General features: G+C 41.0%; 20 protein-coding genes. 17 read left to right on the top strand and 3 right to left on the bottom strand.

Annotated features, from left to right (window positions below; genetic code table 11):
* Nucleotides 1-68: 68 nt before the first annotated feature.
* The 7 genes from rpoB (at nucleotide 69) to ABE613_RS00340 (ending at nucleotide 10,845) form a co-directional block, all read left to right on the top strand.
* Complete coding sequence (rpoB, locus tag ABE613_RS00310) at nucleotides 69-3,938, top strand: DNA-directed RNA polymerase subunit beta (protein WP_235231588.1); 3,870 nt, start codon at nucleotides 69-71, stop codon at nucleotides 3,936-3,938.
* 14 nt (nucleotides 3,939-3,952) lie between these two features.
* A complete protein-coding gene (gene rpoC, locus ABE613_RS00315; protein WP_347375317.1) occupies nucleotides 3,953-7,579 on the top strand; it encodes a DNA-directed RNA polymerase subunit beta' in 3,627 nt (1,208 codons plus the stop codon).
* Nucleotides 7,580-7,733: 154 nt separating this feature from the next.
* On the top strand, nucleotides 7,734-7,976 hold the full coding sequence (locus ABE613_RS00320; protein WP_347375318.1) for a Fur family transcriptional regulator: 243 nt from the start codon (nucleotides 7,734-7,736) through the stop codon (nucleotides 7,974-7,976).
* Between the two features lie 27 nt (nucleotides 7,977-8,003).
* The gene (locus ABE613_RS00325; protein WP_235231591.1) at nucleotides 8,004-8,216 is read left to right on the top strand and encodes a FeoA family protein; all 213 of its coding nucleotides are present in this window, start codon (nucleotides 8,004-8,006) and stop codon (nucleotides 8,214-8,216) included.
* 14 nt (nucleotides 8,217-8,230) lie between these two features.
* Nucleotides 8,231-8,452: a FeoA family protein gene (locus tag ABE613_RS00330; protein WP_235231592.1), complete on the top strand. Its 222-nt coding sequence runs from the start codon at nucleotides 8,231-8,233 to the stop codon at nucleotides 8,450-8,452.
* Nucleotides 8,453-8,476: 24 nt separating this feature from the next.
* A complete protein-coding gene (gene feoB / locus ABE613_RS00335) occupies nucleotides 8,477-10,627 on the top strand; it encodes a ferrous iron transport protein B (protein WP_235231593.1) in 2,151 nt (716 codons plus the stop codon).
* Nucleotides 10,628-10,662: 35 nt separating this feature from the next.
* Complete coding sequence (locus tag ABE613_RS00340; RefSeq protein ID WP_235231594.1) at nucleotides 10,663-10,845, top strand: FeoB-associated Cys-rich membrane protein; 183 nt, start codon at nucleotides 10,663-10,665, stop codon at nucleotides 10,843-10,845.
* Nucleotides 10,846-10,885: 40 nt separating this feature from the next.
* Here ABE613_RS00340 and ABE613_RS00345 read toward each other — a convergent pair whose 3' ends face one another.
* Complete coding sequence (locus ABE613_RS00345) at nucleotides 10,886-12,619, bottom strand: sensor histidine kinase (RefSeq protein ID WP_347375319.1); 1,734 nt, start codon at nucleotides 12,617-12,619, stop codon at nucleotides 10,886-10,888.
* Nucleotides 12,616-13,362 carry a response regulator transcription factor gene (locus ABE613_RS00350; RefSeq protein WP_347375320.1) on the bottom strand — a complete coding sequence of 249 codons (747 nt, stop codon included), beginning with the start codon at nucleotides 13,360-13,362 and terminating at the stop codon, nucleotides 12,616-12,618. The genes ABE613_RS00345 and ABE613_RS00350 overlap by 4 nt, the downstream gene beginning before the upstream one ends.
* 221 nt (nucleotides 13,363-13,583) lie before the next feature.
* Here ABE613_RS00350 and ABE613_RS00355 point away from each other — a divergent pair, with 221 nt between their 5' ends.
* From ABE613_RS00355 to ABE613_RS00380, 6 genes are all read left to right on the top strand, one after another.
* Complete coding sequence (locus ABE613_RS00355; protein ID WP_347375321.1) at nucleotides 13,584-14,936, top strand: ABC transporter substrate-binding protein; 1,353 nt, start codon at nucleotides 13,584-13,586, stop codon at nucleotides 14,934-14,936.
* A gap of 26 nt (nucleotides 14,937-14,962) precedes the next feature.
* On the top strand, nucleotides 14,963-15,862 hold the full coding sequence (locus ABE613_RS00360) for a carbohydrate ABC transporter permease (RefSeq protein ID WP_347375322.1): 900 nt from the start codon (nucleotides 14,963-14,965) through the stop codon (nucleotides 15,860-15,862).
* Nucleotides 15,863-15,864: 2 nt separating this feature from the next.
* Nucleotides 15,865-16,707 (top strand): carbohydrate ABC transporter permease, encoded by an 843-nt coding sequence (locus ABE613_RS00365; RefSeq protein WP_347375323.1) that lies wholly within the window; start codon nucleotides 15,865-15,867, stop codon nucleotides 16,705-16,707.
* A 24-nt stretch (nucleotides 16,708-16,731) separates the two neighbouring features.
* Nucleotides 16,732-17,763, top strand: coding sequence for a Gfo/Idh/MocA family protein (locus ABE613_RS00370; RefSeq protein WP_235231598.1), 1,032 nt, complete (start codon nucleotides 16,732-16,734; stop codon nucleotides 17,761-17,763).
* 134 nt (nucleotides 17,764-17,897) lie between these two features.
* Entirely contained in the window at nucleotides 17,898-18,869 is a 972-nt protein-coding gene (locus ABE613_RS00375; RefSeq protein ID WP_347375324.1) for an amidohydrolase family protein, read from the top strand.
* A 129-nt stretch (nucleotides 18,870-18,998) separates the two neighbouring features.
* Nucleotides 18,999-20,084 (top strand): M24 family metallopeptidase, encoded by a 1,086-nt coding sequence (locus ABE613_RS00380; protein ID WP_347375325.1) that lies wholly within the window; start codon nucleotides 18,999-19,001, stop codon nucleotides 20,082-20,084.
* An 82-nt stretch (nucleotides 20,085-20,166) separates the two neighbouring features.
* Here ABE613_RS00380 and ABE613_RS00385 read toward each other — a convergent pair whose 3' ends face one another.
* Nucleotides 20,167-20,928 (bottom strand): sulfite exporter TauE/SafE family protein, encoded by a 762-nt coding sequence (locus ABE613_RS00385; RefSeq protein ID WP_347375326.1) that lies wholly within the window; start codon nucleotides 20,926-20,928, stop codon nucleotides 20,167-20,169.
* 168 nt (nucleotides 20,929-21,096) lie between these two features.
* On the opposite strand from ABE613_RS00385, the gene ABE613_RS00390 reads away from it, so the two are divergent.
* The 4 genes from ABE613_RS00390 to rpsG all read left to right on the top strand — a co-directional run bounded on the left by ABE613_RS00390 (nucleotide 21,097) and on the right by rpsG (nucleotide 23,403).
* On the top strand, nucleotides 21,097-21,660 hold the full coding sequence (locus ABE613_RS00390; protein ID WP_235231605.1) for an HD domain-containing protein: 564 nt from the start codon (nucleotides 21,097-21,099) through the stop codon (nucleotides 21,658-21,660).
* Nucleotides 21,644-22,120, top strand: a complete 477-nt coding sequence (locus tag ABE613_RS00395) for a VanZ family protein (RefSeq protein ID WP_347375463.1) — start codon at nucleotides 21,644-21,646, stop codon at nucleotides 22,118-22,120. Before ABE613_RS00390 ends, ABE613_RS00395 begins: the two co-directional genes overlap by 17 nt.
* A 159-nt stretch (nucleotides 22,121-22,279) precedes the next feature.
* Nucleotides 22,280-22,702 (top strand): 30S ribosomal protein S12, encoded by a 423-nt coding sequence (rpsL, locus tag ABE613_RS00400; protein WP_235231607.1) that lies wholly within the window; start codon nucleotides 22,280-22,282, stop codon nucleotides 22,700-22,702.
* A gap of 230 nt (nucleotides 22,703-22,932) precedes the next feature.
* Nucleotides 22,933-23,403, top strand: coding sequence for a 30S ribosomal protein S7 (rpsG, locus tag ABE613_RS00405; RefSeq protein WP_235231608.1), 471 nt, complete (start codon nucleotides 22,933-22,935; stop codon nucleotides 23,401-23,403).
* The last annotated feature ends 5 nt before the right edge of the window (nucleotides 23,404-23,408 follow it).

Raw genomic sequence — 23,408 nt, forward strand, 5'->3', positions numbered from 1 at the left:
TGTGGAAAGTTATACCGTGATATCGTTCGGAATCTAGTTAAAATATAAATGAGGAGTGAAACGTCAATATGGAGAAAAACAGAATTCGTCCTATCAAAAGTGGAAAAAGTTCACGCATGAGTTATTCCAGACAAAAAGAAGTTCTTCAGATGCCTAACTTGATCGAAGTCCAGAAGGATTCCTATCAGTGGTTCCTGGATGAAGGGTTGAATGAAGTATTTGATGATATTTCCCCGATTACTGATTACAGTGGTCATTTGAGCCTGGAATTTGTTGATTTCACTTTGTGTGAAAAAGACGTGAAGTACACAATCGAAGAGTGTAAAGAGCGTGATGCGACTTACGCGGCACCATTAAAAGTAAGAGTAAGACTTCATAACAAAGAGACAGACGAAATCAACGAGCATGAAATCTTCATGGGGGATCTGCCGTTGATGACCAGTACAGGTACGTTTGTAATTAATGGAGCAGAACGTGTTATCGTAAGCCAGTTAGTGCGTTCCCCAGGTATCTATTATGCAATTGCACATGATAAAGTAGGTAAGAAACTGTATTCATCTACTGTTATCCCGAACCGTGGTGCATGGCTGGAGTATGAGACGGATTCCAATGACGTTTTTTATGTACGTGTAGATAGAACAAGAAAAGTACCGATCACCGTGTTGATTCGTGCGCTGGGAATTGGTACAAATCCAGAGATTGTTGAACTCTTTGGAGAGGAGCCGAAGATCCTTGCAAGTTTTGAGAAGGATGCGGCTACAAACTATCAGGAAGGTCTTCTGGAATTATATAAGAAGATCCGTCCAGGCGAACCGTTGGCAGTGGACAGTGCAGAGAGTCTGATTACCAGTATGTTCTTTGATCCTAGACGTTATGACCTTGCAAAAGTAGGAAGATATAAATTCAATAAAAAGCTGGCTCTTAAGAACCGTATCTCTGGTCAGGTGCTGGCAGAGGATGCTGTGAGTCCAATTACAGGAGAAGTAATTGCAGAAGCCGGAACTAAGATTACCAGAGAACTGGCAGATCAGATTCAGAATGCAGCCATTCCATATGTATGGATCGAAAGACCGGAAGAAGAGAGAAATATTAAGGTTCTTTCTAATATGATGGTTGATCTTGCAGCAATCGTAGATATTGATCCGAAGGAAGTCGGAGTTACCGAACAGGTATATTATCCGGTTCTGGCAGGTATCTTGGAAGAGACCGCCGGTGATGTTGATGAGCTGAAAGATGCGATTAAGAGAGATATCCATGATCTGATTCCAAAGCATATCACAAAAGAAGATATCCTGGCATCTATCAACTACAATATTCATCTGGAATATGGTCTTGGAAATGATGACGATATCGACCACCTTGGCAACAGACGTATCCGTTCCGTAGGTGAGTTGTTACAGAATCAGTACAGAATAGGTCTTTCCAGACTGGAAAGAGTTGTCCGTGAAAGAATGACAACCCAGGATCTGGAAGGTATCTCACCACAGTCACTGATCAATATTAAGCCTGTTACAGCTGCTGTGAAGGAGTTCTTTGGTTCTTCTCAGTTGTCACAGTTCATGGATCAGAACAACCCACTGGGTGAGTTGACCCATAAGAGACGTCTGTCTGCTCTTGGTCCAGGTGGTCTGTCAAGAGACCGTGCCGGATTCGAGGTTCGAGACGTTCACTATTCACATTATGGAAGAATGTGCCCGATTGAGACACCTGAAGGTCCGAACATTGGTCTGATCAACTCTCTTGCCTGCTATGCGAGAATCAACCAGTACGGATTTATTGAGGCACCATATCGTAAGATTAATCATGATGATCCGGCCAATCCGGTCGTAACAGAAGAAGTTGTCTATATGACAGCTGATGAAGAAGATAACTATCATGTAGCACAGGCCAACGAGCCGTTAGATGCAGAAGGACATTTCATCCATAAGAATGTATCCGGTCGTTACCGTGAAGAGACACAGGAATATGAAAGAAGAATGTTCGATTACATGGACGTATCTCCAAAGATGGTGTTCTCTGTTGCTACAGCATTGATTCCTTTCCTGGAAAATGATGATGCGAACCGTGCGCTGATGGGATCCAACATGCAGCGTCAGGCAGTGCCTCTTATGATGACAGAAGCACCAGTTGTAGGTACCGGTATGGAAGAGAAGTCTGCGGTTGACTCCGGTGTATGTGTTGTTGCAGAAGCAGGCGGCGTTGTAGAACGCTCTACTTCTACAGAGATCACCGTTCGTCAGGACGATGGAAGTCTTAAGAAGTATAAATTAACCAAGTTCCTCAGAAGTAACCAGAGCAACTGTTATAACCAGAGACCGATTGTATTCAAGGGTGAACGGGTAGAAGCCGGTGATGTAATTGCTGACGGACCATCTACATCTAATGGTGAGATGGCTCTTGGTAAGAACCCTCTGATCGGATTCATGACCTGGGAAGGTTATAATTACGAGGATGCGGTATTATTAAGTGAAAGATTAGTACAGGAAGATGTCTATACATCTATCCACATTGAAGAATATGAAGCAGAAGCACGTGATACCAAGTTGGGACCAGAAGAGATCACTCGAGACATTCCGGGTGTTGGTGATGATGCCCTGAAGAATCTGGATGAGAGAGGTATCATCCGTATTGGTGCAGAAGTACGTGCCGGAGATATTCTGGTTGGTAAAGTAACTCCGAAGGGAGAGACAGAACTGACTGCAGAAGAGAGACTGCTCCGCGCAATCTTCGGTGAAAAAGCACGTGAAGTAAGAGACACTTCCCTGAAAGTGCCACACGGAGAATATGGTATCGTTGTTGATGCAAAGGTATTTACAAGAGATAATGGTGACGAACTGTCTCCGGGAGTGAACCAGTCTGTTCGTATCTATATTGCACAGAAGAGAAAGATCTCTGTTGGTGATAAGATGGCCGGACGTCATGGTAACAAGGGTGTCGTTTCCCGAGTACTCCCTGTAGAAGATATGCCGTTCCTGCCAAACGGACGTCCTCTGGATATCGTGCTGAACCCATTGGGTGTGCCTTCACGTATGAATATCGGACAGGTATTGGAGATCCACCTGTCTCTGGCAGCAAAAGCATTAGGATTTAACATTGCAACACCGGTATTTGATGGTGCAGATGAAAATGATATTATGGATACACTTGACCTGGCAAATGATTATGTAAATTTAAGCTGGGAAGAGTTCGAGGCAAAGCATAAGGAAGAATTGCTTCCAGAAGTGCTTCAGTATCTGTCCGACAATAGAGATCACAGAAAGTTGTGGAAAGGTGTTCCGATTTCCAGAGATGGAAAGGTTCGTCTGCGTGACGGAAGAACCGGAGAATATTTTGACAGCCCGGTAACCATCGGACACATGCATTATCTGAAACTGCATCACCTGGTTGATGATAAGATCCATGCACGTTCAACCGGTCCTTACTCACTGGTTACACAGCAGCCGTTAGGTGGTAAGGCACAGTTTGGTGGACAGCGTTTCGGTGAGATGGAGGTATGGGCACTGGAGGCTTATGGTGCATCTTACACATTGCAGGAAATCCTGACTGTGAAGTCAGATGATGTTGTCGGCCGTGTGAAGACTTACGAGGCAATCATTAAGGGTGAGAATATCCCAGAGCCGGGAATTCCAGAATCCTTCAAGGTATTGTTGAAAGAATTACAGTCTCTTGGATTGGATGTACGTGTACTGCGTGATGACAATACAGAAGTAGAGATCATGGAAACTGCCGATATGGGTGAAACTGATTTCCGCTCATTAATTGAAGGAGACAGAAGGTACCATCAGGATGATGATCTTGGGGCACATGGCTACACAGAACAGGAATTCCAGGGTGAAGAACTGGTAGATGTGGAAGAAGAGCCTGAAGATGATGACTTCGATATGGAATTTGAAGAAACTGATGACTATGGATATGACGATATGTCAGATAATGAATAGGAAGGGGTGCCAGTATGCCAGAAAACAATAAGGAACAAACATATCAGCCAATGACTTTTGATGCAATCAAAATCGGTTTGGCATCGCCTGAGAAGATTCTGGAATGGTCAAGGGGAGAAGTTACAAAGCCTGAGACAATTAATTATAGAACCTTAAAGCCAGAAAAAGACGGCTTATTCTGTGAAAGAATATTTGGACCTAGCAAAGACTGGGAGTGCCACTGCGGTAAGTATAAGAAGATCCGCTATAAAGGTGTAGTCTGCGACCGCTGTGGTGTTGAGGTCACCAAAGCGAGTGTGCGTCGTGAGCGTATGGGGCATATCGCCCTTGCTGCTCCGGTATCACACATCTGGTACTTCAAAGGAATTCCAAGCCGTATGGGTCTGATTCTTGACCTGTCTCCGAGAACTCTGGAGAAGGTACTGTATTTTGCTTCTTATATCGTATTAGATAAAGGGGAGACAGATCTTCAGTATAAACAGGTGTTGTCTGAGCAGGAATATCAGGAAGCGAGAGAAAAATGGGGCAGTGCATTCCGTGTAGGTATGGGTGCGGAATCCATCAAAGAGCTCTTGGAAGCAATTGACCTGGATAAGGAATACAAAGAATTATCTGAAGGACTGAAAGGTGCAACTGGACAGAAGCGTGCAAGAATCGTAAAACGTCTGGAGGTCGTAGAAGCTTTCCGTGAGTCTGGAAATAAGCCGGAGTGGATGATCATGACAGCAATTCCGGTCATCCCACCAGATCTTAGACCAATGGTTCAGCTGGATGGCGGACGTTTCGCTACCTCTGACCTGAATGATCTGTACCGTAGAATTATTAATAGAAATAACCGTCTGAAACGCCTGCTTGAATTAGGCGCACCAGATATTATCGTTAGAAATGAGAAGAGAATGCTGCAGGAAGCTGTAGATGCTCTGATCGATAACGGACGTCGTGGACGTCCGGTTACAGGACCTGGTAACAGAGCTCTGAAGTCCTTGTCAGACATGCTGAAAGGTAAGTCCGGACGTTTCCGTCAGAACCTTTTGGGTAAACGTGTTGACTATTCTGGACGTTCTGTTATCGTCGTAGGACCAGAACTGAAGATTTATCAGTGTGGTCTTCCAAAAGAAATGGCAATTGAGCTGTTCAAACCATTCGTCATGAAAGAACTGGTTCAGAACGGAACTGCTCATAACATTAAGAATGCCAAGAAGATGGTAGAAAGAGTACAGCCAGAGGTGTGGGATGTACTGGAAGATGTTATCAAAGAACATCCGGTTATGCTGAACCGTGCCCCCACACTGCACAGACTTGGTATTCAGGCATTCGAGCCGATCCTTGTAGAAGGTAAGGCGATTAAGCTTCATCCATTGGTATGTACTGCATACAATGCCGACTTCGACGGAGACCAGATGGCTGTCCATCTTCCGTTATCTGTAGAAGCACAGGCAGAATGCCGTTTCTTACTGCTGTCACCAAACAACCTGTTGAAACCATCTGATGGTGGACCGGTTGCCGTTCCTTCACAGGATATGGTACTTGGTATCTATTATCTGACACAGGAAAGACCTGGGGCAAAAGGAGAAGGAAAAGCATTTAAGAGTGTGAATGAAGCAATCCTTGCTTATGAAAATGATGCCCTGACGCTTCACTCACGTATCAAAGTACGTGTATCTAAGACAATGCCAGATGGAACTGTGAAGACAGGAACCATTGAATCTACACTGGGAAGATTTATCTTTAACGAAATCATTCCTCAGGATCTTGGATTTGTAGACCGTGAAGTAGAAGGCAATGAATTACTGCTGGAGATTGATTTCCACGTAGGTAAGAAGCAGTTAAAACAGATCCTTGAAAAAGTTATTAACACCCATGGATCCACTGCAACCGCAGAAGTTCTGGATGCAGTAAAATCCATCGGTTACAAATATTCCACCAGAGCGGCTATGACCGTATCTATCTCAGATATGACGGTACCTCCGCAGAAGCCAGAGATGATTCAGAAGGCACAGGATACCGTGGATAAGATCACAAAGAACTTCAAGCGTGGTCTGATCACAGAAGAGGAACGTTACAAAGAAGTTGTTGAGACATGGAAGGCAACGGATGATGCTCTTACAGAAGCACTGTTGTCTGGACTTGATAAATACAACAATATCTTCATGATGGCCGATTCCGGAGCCCGTGGTTCTGACAAGCAGATCAAACAGCTGGCCGGTATGCGTGGTCTGATGGCTGATACAACCGGTCGTACCATTGAGTTGCCTATTAAGTCAAACTTCCGTGAAGGTCTGGATGTATTGGAGTACTTCATGTCTGCTCATGGTGCTCGTAAAGGTCTGTCCGATACAGCGCTTCGTACCGCCGATTCCGGATACTTGACCAGACGTCTGGTTGACGTATCACAGGAACTGATCATTCACGAAATGGATTGTGTGGAAAAGGGTGCTGAGATTCCAGGAATGTATGTAAAAGCGTTCATGGATGGTAATGAAGAGATTGAAAGCTTACAGGAGCGTATTACCGGACGTTATCTGTGTGAAAATATCGTAGATAAAGATGGCAACATTCTTGTAAAAGCGAACCATATGGTAACACCAAAGCGTGCAGAGCTGATCATGAAGAAAGGTGTGGATGAGAACGGGGAACCACTGAAGAAGATCAAGATCCGTACGATTCTGACCTGTAGATCTCACAATGGTGTTTGTGCAAAATGTTACGGTGCTAACATGGCAACCGGTGAGCCGGTGCAGGTTGGTGAAGCAGTAGGTATTATTGCGGCACAGTCTATCGGTGAGCCTGGTACACAGTTGACCATGCGTACATTCCATACGGGTGGTGTAGCCGGTGATGATATCACACAGGGTCTTCCTCGTGTCGAAGAGCTTTTCGAGGCAAGAAAGCCGAAGGGTCTTGCAATCATCACAGAATTTGCAGGAAGAGCCACCATTAATGATACAAAGAAGAAACGTGAAATTATTGTAACCAATAACGAGACCGGAGAGTCAAAAGCATACTTGATTCCTTACGGATCAAGAATCAAGATTCAGGATGGTGTAGAGTTAGAGGCCGGAGATGAATTGACGGAAGGTAGTGTGAACCCACATGATATCCTTAAGATCAAGGGTCTGAGAGCTGTACAGGATTACATGATTCAGGAAGTGCAGCGTGTATACCGTCTGCAGGGTGTTGATATTAACGATAAGCATATCGAGGTCATTGTACGTCAGATGCTGAAGAAGGTTCGTGTGGAAGAAGCTGGTGATACAGAATTCCTGCCAGGAACTAATGTAGATAGACTGGAATTTGAAGATGTGAACGCGGCATTAATTGCAGAAGGTAAAGAGCCGGCAACAGGAGAGCAGATTATGCTTGGTATTACAAAAGCATCACTTGCAACGAACTCCTTCCTGTCAGCTGCATCCTTTCAGGAAACAACGAAGGTACTGACAGAGGCAGCAATTAAGGGTAAGATCGATCCGCTGGTTGGTCTGAAGGAGAACGTAATCATCGGTAAGCATATCCCGGCTGGTACAGGTATGAGAAAATATCGCGATATCAAGCTCGATACAGAGATGTCCATGGATGATGAAATCATGTTAGATGAAGACATAGATGATATGGAAGAAATGATTGATTTCGTAGAAGAATAAAAGATAAAAGATAAAAGAGGAGACGGATTTAAAAAAATTCGTCTCCTCTTTTGTTATTGATAAAACTTATCATTAACGATATTGACAATCAGTATCAATAAGAATATAATTCCAATGTAAATGATAATCAGTATCAAATCAAGTGAGGTGAAATATGAGCCAGGAAGAAAAGGTAGAAGAAGTAATCAGACAATTGAAAGAAAAAGGTTATCGAATTACAGATCAGAGAAAGATGTTGCTTCGTATTATTTTAGCAAACGAATATTCCTCCTGCAAAGAGATATATTTCGCCGCAAAGAAAATTGATGACAAGGTGGGTATTGCTACCGTCTATCGGACAATACAATTGCTGGAGGATATGGAACTGATTCATAAAGAAATGGTAGTGCGGATATAAGAGCCAAATAAGGAAGAAGGAGTGATTATGATGCCACTGACAATGTTAGGTTCAGGCGAAACCGCTTCGATTAAAAGAATCGGCGGACATGACGAAGTGAAAAAATTTCTGGAAAATCTGGGATTTGTGACAGGGGAACAGGTGAAGATTGTGTCGAGTAATGGAGGCAACATAATCGTTCAGGTAAAGGACTCCAGAGTTGCGGTAAGTAAAGGGATTGCGAATAAGATTATGATATAGGAGGAGAAGAGAGGATGCAGACATTAAGAGATGTGAAATGTGACCAGAACGTAAAGGTCGTGAAACTGCATGGTGAAGGAGCAACAAGACGCAGGATCATGGATATGGGAATCACAAAAGGAACAGGAATTTATGTCAGAAAGGTTGCGCCATTGGGGGATCCGGTGGAAGTGACTGTTCGAGGATATGAACTTTCCCTTAGAAAAGCAGACGCAGAGATGATTGAAGTAGAATAGATGAGTCGTACAGGAGGAATGAAAATGGGAGTAAGAATTGCACTTGCCGGTAATCCGAACAGTGGAAAAACAACATTATTTAATGCACTTACAGGCTCTAATCAGTTTGTGGGTAATTGGCCAGGAGTAACCGTAGAGAAAAAAGAAGGTAAGTTAAGGGATAACAAAGATGTCACCGTCATGGATCTGCCGGGAATATATTCCCTGTCACCGTATACACTGGAAGAAGTAGTGGCAAGAAACTATCTGATTACAGAACGCCCGGATGTGATATTAAACATTGTAGATGGAACCAACCTGGAACGTAATTTATATCTGACTACACAGTTGATGGAGCTTGGAATTCCAGTAGTGATGGCAATCAATATGATGGATGTGGTGAAAAAATCTGGTGACCAGATCAACACGAAGGAGCTTTCTGAAAAACTGGGATGTGAAATTGTAAGCATATCTGCTTTAAAAGGAGAAGGTGTAAAAGAAGCCGCAGCGAAAGCAGTAAAACTTGCAGAAAAGAAAGCATCTGCACCAGTCCATGAATTTGCAGCGGAAGTAGAATCCGTGTTAGATGAGATTGAAACCGTGCTGACGAATGTGCCGGAAGAGCAGAAGCGTTTCTATGCGATCAAACTTTTTGAGCGTGATGACAAGATTCAGGAACAGTTAAAACAGGCGCCTGATGTTGAAAATATTGTTGCAGCAGCTGAGAAAGCGTTTGACGATGATGCAGAAAGTATCATTACAAATGAGCGTTATGCATACATATCTTCTGTGATAGGTGACTGTCTGAAGAAGGCAAATAAAGAGAAGTTGACGACATCTGATAAGATTGACAGAGTCGTTACGAACCGTTGGCTTGCACTTCCTATTTTTGCTGTCGTTATGTGGATTGTGTATTATGTATCCGTTACAACAGTAGGAACTTTCGTGACGGATTGGACCAATGATGTGCTGTTTGGTGAGATCATTCCGCCGGCAATCGAAAGCTTCCTTGTAAGCATTAACTGTGCAGACTGGCTGCAGGGATTGATCCTGGATGGTATTGTAGCCGGGGTTGGAGCAGTGCTTGGATTCGTACCACAGATGCTTGTATTGTTCATCTTCCTGGCATTCCTGGAATCTTGCGGATATATGGCTCGTATAGCGTTTATCATGGACAGAATTTTCCGTAAATTTGGTTTATCCGGTAAGTCCTTCATCCCAATGCTGATTGGTACCGGATGTGGAGTTCCTGGAATTATGGCCTCTCGTACAATTGAAAATGAGCGCGACAGAAGAATGACGATCATGACGACAACTTTCATCCCGTGCGGAGCAAAATTACCGATTATTGCATTGATTGCAGGTGCATTGTTTGATGGAGCATCCTGGGTTGCGCCAAGTGCATATTTTGTGGGAATCGCTGCAATTATCTGCTCTGGAATCATTCTGAAGAAGACAAAGATGTTCGCGGGAGATCCGGCACCGTTTGTAATGGAGCTTCCTGCATATCATCTTCCAACTGTAGGAAATGTCCTTAGAAGCATGTGGGAAAGAGGCTGGTCATTTATCAAGAAAGCAGGTACCATCATCTTACTGTCTACGATCTTCGTATGGTTTACTTCAAACTTCGGCATTGTAGACGGACACTTTGGTATGGTAGATGATTTGAGCCAGGGATTTTTGGCAAATATCGGAAAAATCTTTGCATGGATATTCATTCCGCTTGGATGGGGAGACTGGAAAGCAGCCGTTGCGGCAATTACTGGTCTGGTAGCAAAGGAAAATGTCGTGGGTACATTCGGTATCCTCTATGGATTCGCTGAAGTAGCAGAAGATGGTTCTGAGATCTGGGGCACTCTGGCAGCAAGTATGACAACGATCGCAGCATATTCCTTCCTGGTATTCAACCTGCTGTGTGCACCTTGCTTTGCGGCAATCGGAGCGATCAAGCGTGAGATGAACAGTGCAAAATGGACCTGGTTTGCAATCGGATATCAGTGTGTATTTGCTTATGCAGTGTCATTGTGTATCTATCAGTTTGGCTCTCTCTTCACTGGTGGAGGAGTTGGAATTGGAACGATTGCAGCGGTTCTGGTAGTTATCGGATTCCTCTATCTGTTGTTCAGACCGTATAAAGAGAGCACTTCACTGAATATGAACATATCCAGCGTCAAGGCAAGAAAAGCAAAGGCATAATAAGAGGATTATTTAGATAGAAAGAAGGAGATTCTATGGCATTAGCAGTAAGCAGTATCGTGTCAACAACAATTGTAGGAGCTGTATTATTAGTAATTGTTGCGCTGATTATCAGAAGTATGTGGAAAAAGAAAAAATCAGGCGGAGGATGTGGCTGTGGGTGTAGCGGCTGTTCTGGACAGTGCCAGGGGAAAGATCTGGAGAAGGATAAGTTATAAGTGAATTATATCTTAAGAATAGACAGATGAAGCAGGATTATTATGATCCTGCTCCATCTGTCTGTTCAGTTAAAGTTTGGTTAGCATTCAGATGAATACAAAGACGTGTATCTCCCGGTGAGCTTTCAACAGATATTCCATATTCTATTCCTTCATATAATCGAATTTTATTATGAATATTGATAATTCCAATTCCTTCGGATCCATTAAATGAGGCATTGATATCCGCCGGGGCGTCTTGTGTCAGTATCTTATTCAATTCTATTAATATATTTTCATCAAATCCAATTCCATTGTCTTGCAGAAGAATATAAAGTTCTGAGCCTTTACGGTAAGCAGATATCTGAATCATTCCATTGTTCTCGATAGAATCCAATCCGTGAAAAATAGCATTTTCTACAAGTGGCTGAAGAATCATCTTAGGAATCAGACATTGCTTTGTATCATCATGAATATCCAGACTGTAGGAGATACGATCTTGAAACCGTACCTGAATCATGTAGAGATATTTATCAATAATTGTCAATTCATCATTCAGAGGGACCAGAAATGCTCCTTTAATAGAGTAGCGAAAAAGATCTGCCATATTAGTACATATTTGTGCAACCTCGGGTATGCCATGGATTAAAGAGATGCCTCGCATACATTGAAGCATATTATATAAAAAATGTGGATTAATCTGGCTTTGATAGGCATAAATCTGAGTCTGCTTTTTACTGATCTCCATTTCATAAAGCCGGGCCTGCGAAGTGATATTTTTTTGATTCAGTGAAGCGATTCTTGTAAGAAGAGCATTAATATGGGAAGCAATAGAGCCGATCTCATTATTCAGTTTTGTGTGAAGCTGAAGTTCGTGCTGCATATAATCGGTAGACTCGATTGCTTCGTTCAATTGATGAATCGGTTTGATAATTATATGGTGAACGGCAATTGAAAGATAAAGGATGCAGAAAAAGAGCAAAAATGCCAAGGCAATCAATAATTCGGATTGTTCGTCTTTGAATAGATGTAATTGCTCATTATAAATGGTGCCGGTAACAGACAGATTCGTATTCGGTATGTTTTCGATTTCATAAAAAAGTTCTTGGGTTGTAGCCTTAGAGAAGGAACTTTCGGGACTATTTGAATATAATATATTGCCTGTTGTGTCATCTGTGATATTTAGAGACATATCTGTTGTCGAGTTCACAAGCTGGTTCAAAGTATCTGTTTTACAGATAATAGCAATATTACCAAGATGTTTTCCAAAATCTTTTGAAAAAGTTGTCATATATATTGGGCTGAAATAGATCATATAAGGCGTATTTGTGACAGGTTGGATATAGAACTCAAAATAACTTTCGGTGTTTCTTTGTTCATCCATAAAATGTTCAACCGTAAAATCTTCCATATCAGCAGGAATATAACTGACCATACTTGTTGGAGAGTTCTTGTCCCAGACTATGATATCTACAAGACCAGGCGTATAGGAGTGTGCCATGCCGATCAAGGTGGAGAATGATTGCCGCTGTAATTGATGCGTATCTGTAGATGCACTTAACAGATAAGACTGGGTTTCTTCTTGCGAAGCAAATATAGTGGAAGTTTTTTTCATGCTGGTAGTCATGGAAACAATATTTATCTTGACATTCTCAATTGTTGAAGAGCAATATCCCTTTAAATTCTCAGTTTGTTCATCTAGCATCTGAAACATCGTATAGCTGCTGAATGCCAAAATGATAAGAATTGGAATTAGTAAAATGGCTATAAATTGATGTGATAATGTTTTTTTCATAATTTATACTCCTTCGGGGTGGAGAATAACTTTCGGTATTCTTTTGGTGAGTAACTGCAATGCTTTTTAAAAACTTTACTGAAGTAAAAATAGTCGCTGTATCCGACCATTGAGGCAATTGTTTCCAGAGAATGCGTTGTTGTCTTGAGTAAATTCTGTGCTTCTGTGACGCGCAAGTGAGTCAGATATTGTGAGAATGTCTGTCCAAGATATTTGTTGAATAAAGAACAACAATAATTTGGATTTATGTCAAAATGGCTGGCAAGAGATTTTAAGGTAAGCTTTTCAGAAAAATGAGTAATCATATAATTTCGAATTTTCTCAAAATTATCGTCAATATATGCGGGTGGTGTGACAGGAGTTGTCCGCTTGTCAAGAGCCTTTTTTACCCGTTCCAGACATAAGGATGTTTCGTTAGGATTCAATGGTTTGAGGCAGTAACCGGCAACACCATAGGAGATTGCTTCTTTAGCATAAGCAAAATCACTGTATCCACTGACAATAATAAATTCACAATTTATGTTTTGCTCTCTGACCTTTTGCATTAGTTCCAGACCGTTTATTCCTGGCATACGAATATCAGTAATTATAAGATCTGGCTTTTTTGCAATGATGGCAGGAAGTGCTTTTAAGGGAGTTCGAAAAGAATCAATGATTTCAAATCCCATTTCATCCAGTGCAAAAGTATTTTCAATGTCAATAATTGTCCAAGGTTCATCATCAATTATCATTACAGTATACATGATAGTAACGCCTCCTGTGTAATACAAAGGTAAGTATACTGTAAAAAAAGATGAAACGCAATAAAAATTAGAAAATGTTAAAAATATATCACGTACTTTCTGATAAAATGTAAAATACTCACAAAATAAAATGTTAAATCTGAATAATTTACATGTTATCCCAAAGAACAATCTCATATAATTTTCATATAAAAGAAACAAAAAAAGAAGGAGGAAAAGCTATGAAAAAAAGAGTAAGGATTCTCTCTGTACTGTTATGTGTAGCTATGGTGGGTGGCTTAGCTGCATGTGGAAGCAAGAAGGAGGACAAGAAAAATGATGGAAATGAAGACGGAAAAATAAAACTTACTTTTTCTACATCAGTATATGTAGAAGAGCCCCATCAAAAGGCAATTGATGCACTCCTGGAAGCTTACAGTAAGAAAGAGCCAAACGTAAGTATTGAAATTCTTGGTGCAGGTTATGATGGTTATTGGGACAATATCACGACTGAAATACTGGCCAACAATGAAAGTGATATGATCCAGGTGTACCCAGAAAACATATCTACTTACAATGCGATTCGCGAGGGAGGCACATTTATTGATCTTTCCGAATATATGAGCGATGAGTTAAAAGAAAAACTGGTCGGACAGGAGATGTGTGATGTGGACGGAAAAACACTTGCGATTTCCAGTTATGCCTGGGGAACAACAGGAATCTTTTATCGCAAATCAATGTTGGAAGAAGCAGGAATAGATCCTGAATCTATTAAAACACAAGAAGATTTTAGAGAAGCCTGTGAGAAATTCACCTCGGAAGGTAAGTACGCAATGGGAGTTGTGTCAGGTACACATGCATTTACTGTTAGCGAGTGGAATCGTCTGATTGCAAGACCGGTGTCTAATGGATTGTACTTCCCGAACGGAGAATCAGAACCATACACAGCAGAAAATGTCAATGTTAATGCTCCAGAAAATGTGTGGGCTGCTCAATGGTGGCAGGATTTTATCTTAAAAGATAAAGCTGCAAAATTAGTGACGGATAAAAAAGATTCCAGAGAGATGTTCTGGAATGGCGAAGTGCCATTTAATATGGATGGACCTTGGTTCGTAGGCATGTCCAAAGAAAGAGACGAGTCATTGATGGAAGATATAGGTATTATTCCACAGTTTGATATTGTGTATGAAGGAGAGACTTATAAACCAAATCCAACGAACTATCCGTTAGTTACTATGATCAGTAAAAACTGTGAACATCCAGAAGAGGCATATGCTTTCCTTGAGTGGATGACGACTGATGAAGCACAGAAGATTATTGCAGATTGCGGAATGATTCCAAGTAACACAGATTATTCTACCAGTGAAGAATATATCAATAATCATGAACTGGAACATGCAATTGTTGATTTTATGCAGAATAATTATACAGATCTTGTTGCAGACCCTAATATTCCACAGCTCGGTGAGATTTCACAGATTATGCTGGATGCAGCTCAGAAGATGTTCTCCGAGCAGGCAGCAGATGTACAGAGTGAAATGGATACGGCTCAGGAGAAGATTGAAGAGGTAATGAATAGAGACGCAGCAGAATAAGAAAAAGTAGAGGGAGTGGTCCGTTGATGAAAGCAGTAAAACCTCAGAGATTAAATAAAAAAATAGAACCCTATTTCTTTCTTCTGCCATTAATTCTTATCTTGCTTTTGTTTTTGGTGGTTCCGATTGTGAAAGCAGCAATTATGAGTTTTCAGTATTATTATGTGACAAAACCTTCACCAGCAGGACATTATTTTGTAGGTTTGAAGAATTACCAGTCAGTTCTTTCTGACGAATATTTCTTTAATTCGGTTAAAGTGACACTGATCTATATAGTAGTTACTGTGGCAGGAAGATATATAGTAGGATTTATTACGGCATTACTGCTCAATACAAAGTTTCTGGGACGTGGGCTTGCAAGAGCATTGATCATCATCCCATGGGCCGTTCCTGAAGTAGTCGCATGTCTTGTATGGATATTAATGTATGATCAGGATTATGGAATCATAAATTTCTTGTTAAATAATGCAGGGATTTTATCACAGAATATCGCATATTTGCAAGATCCGACGGTTGCACTGCCAGCAGCAATGGTTGTAAATATATGGAAAGGTTTTCCGTATGTGGCAATCATGCTCCTGGCGGGCATGCAGAGTGTGTCATCTGATTTGTATGAAGCGGCAGATATTGATGGGGCAACAACATTTCAAAAGATTCGGTATATTACAGTTCCGTCTATTAAAGCGGTATCAACAACAGTATTTCTTTTGTTGATTATCTGGACGATTAAAGATTATGCGATTGCATATGTCTTAACCAAAGGTGGTCCTTCCAGAGCAACAGAACTTTTAACAATTTACATACAACAAACAGGATTCAAATATTTTGATTTTGGAAAAGCCGCAGCTGCAGGAATGTTGATGTTGCTCGTTTCATTAGCATTTACATTCTTCTATTTCAAAGTGTTGAGTAAGGAGGAGGGGTAAGTGTGAAGAAAAAAAGAGTAAAAAAAATAATAACAGTAATACTAGTGATTCTCGTGTGTATGTTTGCGTTATTCCCATTTGTATGGATGATATCGACATCTTTTAAACCTGCAAATGAAGTTTACAGTAAGACGCCATCATTTATTCCGAATGAACCAACTGTAGAAGGGTATACGGAAATGCTTACGACACAATCTTCTACATTTGACTTTCCGCAATGGCTTACAAACAGTGTGATAGTCGCTCTGTTAACAACAGTATTTTCGATGATCATAGCAACATTGGGGGGATATGGATTATCTAGATTCAGGTTCAGAGGTCGAGGATTTTTATCATACTTTATTTTGACAACACAAGTACTTCCTGGATCACTGTTAATTATTCCATTATATGTAATTATGGGAAATCTACAGCTTTTGGATACCAGAATTGGTCTGGTAGCAGCCTATTGTACTTTTTCTGTTCCGTTTTGTACTTGGATGATGAAAGGATTTTTTGATACTATACCCATCTCATTAGAAGAAGCGGCCCGGGTAGATGGTGCCGGAAGATTCCGTATCTTTTCGACTGTGGTTTTACCTCTTACAGTGCCTGGGTTAGTGGCAACCGGAATTTTTTCTTTTATTAATGGGTGGAACGAATATCTATTTGCAAGTACTTTTATGAAAAGTTATGAGAACTGGACATTGCCTGTTGGTATTGCCAGTTTTCAAGGACAGTATACGACGAATTGGGGAACGCTTATGGCGGGTGCAGTTCTGATTACAATACCAGTTGTAATTTTGTTCTTGCTTTTGCAGAAGCATCTGGTAAGTGGAATGACTGCCGGTGCCGTAAAACAATAATGATAATGAAAGAAGGAAAAGAATATGGAGATTAAGCAGGTTCGAATGGGAATTGTTGGGGCTGGAACATGGGGCGAGACACACGCTTCAATCTATGCAGAGCATTTGTTTGCAGATCCAGTCGCTATCTGTGATATGAATGAACAACGGGCAAGGGAGATTGCAGAAAAATATGGTATTAGAAAAGTATATACAGATTATCATGATCTGGCAGCTGATGAAGAAGTAGATGCAGTTGCGATTGTAACCCCGGATTTTGCACATGCAGATATTGCTGTGGCAATGGCAGATGCAAAAAAGAATATTTTGATAGAAAAACCATTGGCAACGACAAGGGAAGACATTGCAAGAATCTGTGAGGCAGTGGAGAGAAATCAGGTACGCTGTATGGTGGATCTGCATAACCGCTGGAATCCTCCGTTCAATACGGCAAAACAAGAGATCTCTTCGGGTAAGTTAGGAAAGCCGTATACTGCCTATATTCGGCATAGTGATGTGAAGTGGGTAGCTACAGATATGCTTTCGTGGGCATCAAAATCATCTATTTTATGGTTCCTTGGAAGTCATAGCCTGGATTCGCTTAGGTGGCTGCTCGATTCAGAAGCAAAAAGAGTATACTCCGTAAAAAAAGAAGGAATTTTGAAAGAACTGGGAGTGGATACTCCAGATGTGTATTTAACAACGATTGAATTTGAAAATGGTGCAATCGCACATATGGAAAATGGATGGGTTACACCAAATGGAAATCGGAATATCAATGATTTTCGATGTAGTGTAATGTGTACAGAGGGAATGATCAGTTTGGATCTTTCCAGTCATAATCTGATAGAAGAAGTGACTGAAGAAAAGGCAAGTGTACCTGATATATTGGTGTCTAATATGGTCTTTGACAGGTGTAAAGGTTTATCGTATGAAAGCATCCGAGATTTTGTTGATCGTTTAGTAGATGGAAGAGAATTTCGTGTGACATTAGAAGATGCAAGAAAGACCGCATTGGCTATTATCGCTATACATGAATCAGCAGATACAGGAGTGCCGGTTGATATCGAATATTAACTTGATTATCTCACAATATAGTTTGTTTTTTGCTTTGTAAAGAAGGGGAGAGTTCATCTTCTCTTCTTTGCAGTTGCGATGTGTTTATTATAGAAGGAATATGTTAAAATAGATATCAGAAAGGGGTGGCCTACATGATTGACGGACATATTCATTATGCCAAAAGTATTGGTTTGGATAGATTACAGCATGTAATCCAAAAGTATCATTTCTCAGCAATTGCACTCCAGTGTATTCCAGGAGGAAATGGAATGGCTGTTGAGCAGGATGCATTTGAATTCAGGAAGAGCTGCAAAATTCCGGTGTATATATTTGGAGGCCTGGATCGGAGAATATATAGTCTACATCCTGATCGGATGCAGGAGGCGCTTCTTCAGGAAGCGGACAGGCTTATGAAGATCGGGTGTGTTGGAATCAAGATGCTGGAGGGAAAACCGAATGTTCGAAAGCAATATCCGATTCCAGATTTTGACAGTGCATTGTGGGAAGATTATTGGGAGTATCTGGAAGAAAAACAGGTACCTGTGTATATGCATGTGAATGATCCGGAGGAGTTCTGGAATCCGTTAGAAGTGTCAGAGTTTGCGAAAAAGGCTGGGTGGTTTTATGATTCCACTTATATCAATAATGAAGAACAGTATCGACAGATTTTGCAAGTGTTGGAAAATCATCCGAAGCTTCGCATTTTATTTCCACATTTTTTCTTCCTGTCTAAGCAGCTTGACCGACTTTCGGAGATATTAGACCGGTATCAGAATGTTTACATAGACATTACACCAGGAATAGAATTGTATTATAATCTGTCAGCACAGCAAGAGAAGGCAAAGCGATTTTTTGACAGATATCAGGAGCGGATTTGCTTTGGTACGGATATTGGCGCACGTGCAGTGATAAAAAAAGAACCCACATTTCTTTCTATAGAAGAGTGTGAATCCAGAATGCATCTGATTACGGGATTTCTTGAGACAAAAGGACCATATATTTTGAAACCGGATGGATATTATGTGGCGGGAAATGAGGAACGGCAGATGTGCGGATTAGGATTACAGGAAGAAATCCTTGACAAAATATATGAGAAGAATTTTTTGAGATTTGCAGCAAAATGATGATAATGTAGAAGATAAATTGACTTTTTTTGTACAACAGTCTATAATAGTCTCTAGTAGAAATCGGCAGAGATGGTCTGCCGGTTTCCTAACGTTTAATATTTAATATTAGAAAGGTTGGGGAAAATAATGGACCAAAACAAAGTGGCAAGAGTATTAAAATCAATGGAGGAACATGAGATCCCACAGATGATCGTATCAGATCCAGTGGCTATTTTCTATCTTACTGGAAAATGGATTATCCCAGGAGAAAGATTATTAGCATTATATCTGAATGTAAATGGCAATCATAAACTGGTAATTAATAAGCTATTCCCACAGGAGAAGGATCTTGGAGTAGATCTTGTATGGTATGATGACATCGAAGACGGTGTTGAGATCTTAAGCAGATTTGTAGAAAAAGATAAAGTTATGGGTATCGACAAGACATGGCCGTCAAGATTCTTGATTCGTCTGCAGGAGCTGGGCGGAGGAAGCAAGTTTGTAAATGGTTCTCCGATCATCGACTATATCCGTATGGTAAAAGATGAAAAAGAACAGGAATTGATGAGAGAATCTTCCAGACTGAATGATATCGCTATGGAAAGATTAATCCCATGGGTTGTAAAAGGATTAACAGAAAGAGAACTGAATGCTAAGATTCGTGAGATTTATAAAGATCTTGGATGTGAGGATGTATCCTTTGATCCAATCACAGCATACGCAAAAGGTGCTGCAGATCCACATCATGTAACAGATGATTCCAAGGGAAAACGCGGTGATTGTGTAATCCTTGATATCGGAGCATTCAAAGACAACTATGCATCTGATATGACAAGAACAGTATTCATCGGTGAAGTATCTGACCGTGCAAGAGAAATCTACGATATCGTTGTAGAAGCTAACAGACGTGGTATCGAAGCTGCAAAACCAGGCAACAGAATGTGCGATGTTGACCTCGCTGCAAGAAATTACATAGAAGAAAAAGGTTACGGACAGTACTTTACACACAGAACCGGACACTCCATCGGTCTTGAAGATCATGAATTCGGTGATGTATCTTCTGTAAATGAAGATATCATCCAGGTTGGACAGTGCTTCTCTGTAGAACCAGGTATCTATATCGAAGAAGAAGGTATCGGTGTTCGTATCGAAGATCTTGTTATCATTACAGAAGATGGATGCGAAGTATTGAACAGCTTCACAAAAGATCTGATCGTAGTACCAGAAGAGTAGAATATCAGAGAGTATTATTAAAGAGCAGTCACTTGGTTGACTGCTCTTTTTGAAGTTATAGAGATAAAATTGTGAATTACACTTAATATAATCCTGCAACTTTGCATCCCAGTAGTACAAGAACGAGCAGGATACTTGGCTTGGCAATCTTACTTCCATTTTTCATAACAAGACCGGCTCCGATATATCCGCCCAACATATTGCAGACGGCAGCAGCAAGACCGAGTGGAATCAGGACTTGTCCGTTGAATAAAAATACAACCAGCGAAGTAATATTTGTCGTCAGGTTGATGACCTTAGCCTGCGCGTTGGCTGTCTTAATACTTAATTTTGCAAATATTGTAAATGCAATGATCAGAAATGTTCCGGTTCCGGGGCCATAGAAACCATCATAACAACCAATGATAAAAGCAGCGAGTGTAGCTGTCAGGTAAGTACGTCGATCCAGTGTAATCTCGTCAGATCCTTCATCGTTGAACAGCTTCTTATTCAACACCAGGAAAGCGGATATGGGAAGAATGATAATTAACACATAAGATAATATTTTCTCCGGGATCATCAGGGAAAGATGAGAACCGATGAATGAACCGATAATTGCTGCAGCCACAGAAGGTATGGATAATCTCAGATTGATCAGACGATTGCGGGCAAATCGAAAAGTAGCAAGCGCCGTCCCAAAAGGAGAAGACATTTTATTAGTAGCCACTGCGGTGTGAGGAGGCAGCCCTGCAATCAGATAAGCTGGCAGAGAGATTAATCCCCCACCGCCGCCGATAGCATCCACAAGGCCTGCAAGGAATACGAGAGGACAGACGATTGCAAAAGTGTATATTGACAATTCCATGATAGGTTCCTTTCTATTGTAAAAATCTTACAAATCATTATTTTATAGTAAGAACACAGTAGAATCAAGCAGATATTATAGTCGTGAAAAAGTTCACATTTTATCAGGGTTATGTTACAATAACATACAAGCGAATTTTTTGAAACACAAGATCAGGAGGATAGGAATATGAACAGGGAACAAGCACATGATATCTTAATGAAATATATGAAAGGTGAGAATTATATTACCCATTCGTATGCGGTGGAAGCAATTATGAAGGGACTGGCGAAACGCCTTGCACCGGATGAAGTAGAATATTGGGGAATCGTAGGTCTTCTTCATGATCTGGATGAAGAGCAATGCGACTGGCAGCACGATCTGAGCGTGCATGGACCAACATCTGTAGAGATTCTGAAAAAAGAGGGAATTGATGATAAGGTATTGTTTGATGCAATCTGTGCACACAATCCAAAGAGTGGAGTAAAAGCAAAGACGAATCTTCAGTACGCAGTTCTGGCGGCAGACCCAATGAGTGGATTTGTGAAAGCTGTCGCACAGATTTATCCGGATAAGAAGATTGCAAGTGTAAAGCACAAATCCGTAATGAAGCGTTTTAATGAAATGCGGTTTGCAAAGGGTGCTAACAGAGATTATATGGAAGCGATTGAGTTTACCGGACTTAGTCTTGATGATTTAATTGACGTTGCGTTAGAAGAGATGGGCGCAATTGCAGATGTATTGGGATTATAATCAGAAATCCATGAAAAAAGTGATATTTACATTGCTGGTAATTCTGTGGATGGCTGTAATCTTTTCTTTTTCTGCAAAACCAGCGGATCAGTCTGAAGAGATGAGCCAGTCTGTAGGGCGTAAGATTGGTGAGCTGTTTGAACCAGGCTTTGAAAAGTGGCCGGAATCCGAACAAATGGCTTATGCAGAACGGATTGACTATCCGGTCCGCAAATGTGCCCATGCTACAGAATATATCATTCTGGGAATTCTACTTATGGCAGTGGGTGAGAGTTATCGTATTGGCAAGAAGTTACGGCTGGCTTTCGTGATTGGCGCAGCCTATGCTTGCAGTGATGAGGTTCATCAGTTGTTTGTGCCCGGACGAAGCGGACAGGTCACAGATGTGTTGATTGACTGCGCAGGATTGTTGGTCGGAATTATATTTGTACTGATGATTCAGCACATATACAATATATAACAAGAAACAAAAAACAATAGTGAAAAAATGTAAAAACCCTTGACAATAAGGGAAATTCGTAATAAACTGATTGAGCGTGCATTGGAATGCATAGTATTTTTTTGCGCGTAAATATTTACACATTAAGCAACTTATTATAATCGTAGGAGGTGAAAGAGAATGCCAACATTTAACCAGTTAGTAAAGAAAGGACGTCAGACATCTGTAAAGAAGTCTACAGCTCCAGCGCTTCAGAAAGGGTATAACTCTTTAAGAAAGAAGAGTATCGATGCATCTGCTCCTCAGAAGAGAGGCGTATGTACAGCAGTTAAGACAGCTACACCAAAGAAGCCTAACTCAGCACTTAGAAAGATCGCCAGAGTACGTCTTTCTAACGGTATCGAAGTAACAAGCTACATCCCGGGTGAAGGACACAACCTTCAGGAGCATAGCGTTGTTCTTATCCGTGGAGGAAGAGTAAAAGACCTTCCAGGTACAAGATATCATATCGTTAGAGGTACACTTGATACAGCAGGTGTTGCCAAGAGAAGACAGGCACGTTCTAAATACGGTGCTAAGAGACCAAAAGACGCTAAAAAATAATGCCTGAACAGTTAGTGAATGCGAGTGATAAACGAAGCATGAACTTAATGTGAGGGTAGTTCTTCGGAATGTAATGACGAGGAACTTCAGTATCTAATGTAGTCACAAACAGAACTATGATTAAGTAAGTTGCAGGTATATAGATTGTATGCCCAGCACTACACAGTATCATTAGAAAGACACATGTGAGTACCGATGAATTAATCAGAATGTTTAAGGAGGGAAGAACCGTGCCACGTAAAGGACATACTCAGAAAAGAGACGTATTAGCAGATCCATTATACAACAGCAAAGTGGTAACAAAACTTATCAATAACGTTATGTTAGACGGTAAGAAAGGTGTAGCACAGAAGATCGTATATGGAGCTTTTGAAAGAATCGCAGAGAAATCCGACAAGCCGGCAATCGAAGTATTCGAAGAGGCTATGAACAACATCATGCCAGTACTTGAAGTAAAGGCAAGACGTATCGGAGGAGCGAACTACCAGGTACCAATCGAAGTCAGAGCTGACAGAAGACAGACTTTAGCACTTCGCTGGCTGACATTGTATTCTCGTAAAAGAGGAGAGAAGACAATGGAAGAAAGATTGGCAAATGAAATCCTTGATGCAGCTAACAACACTGGCGCATCAGTGAAGAAGAAAGAAGACATGCACAAGATGGCTGAAGCAAATAAAGCATTTGCTCACTATAGATTCTAGGAGGC

This window comes from Dorea chungnamensis (genome assembly GCF_039832125.1).
Classification (GTDB): domain Bacteria; phylum Bacillota; class Clostridia; order Lachnospirales; family Lachnospiraceae; genus JAFBIX01.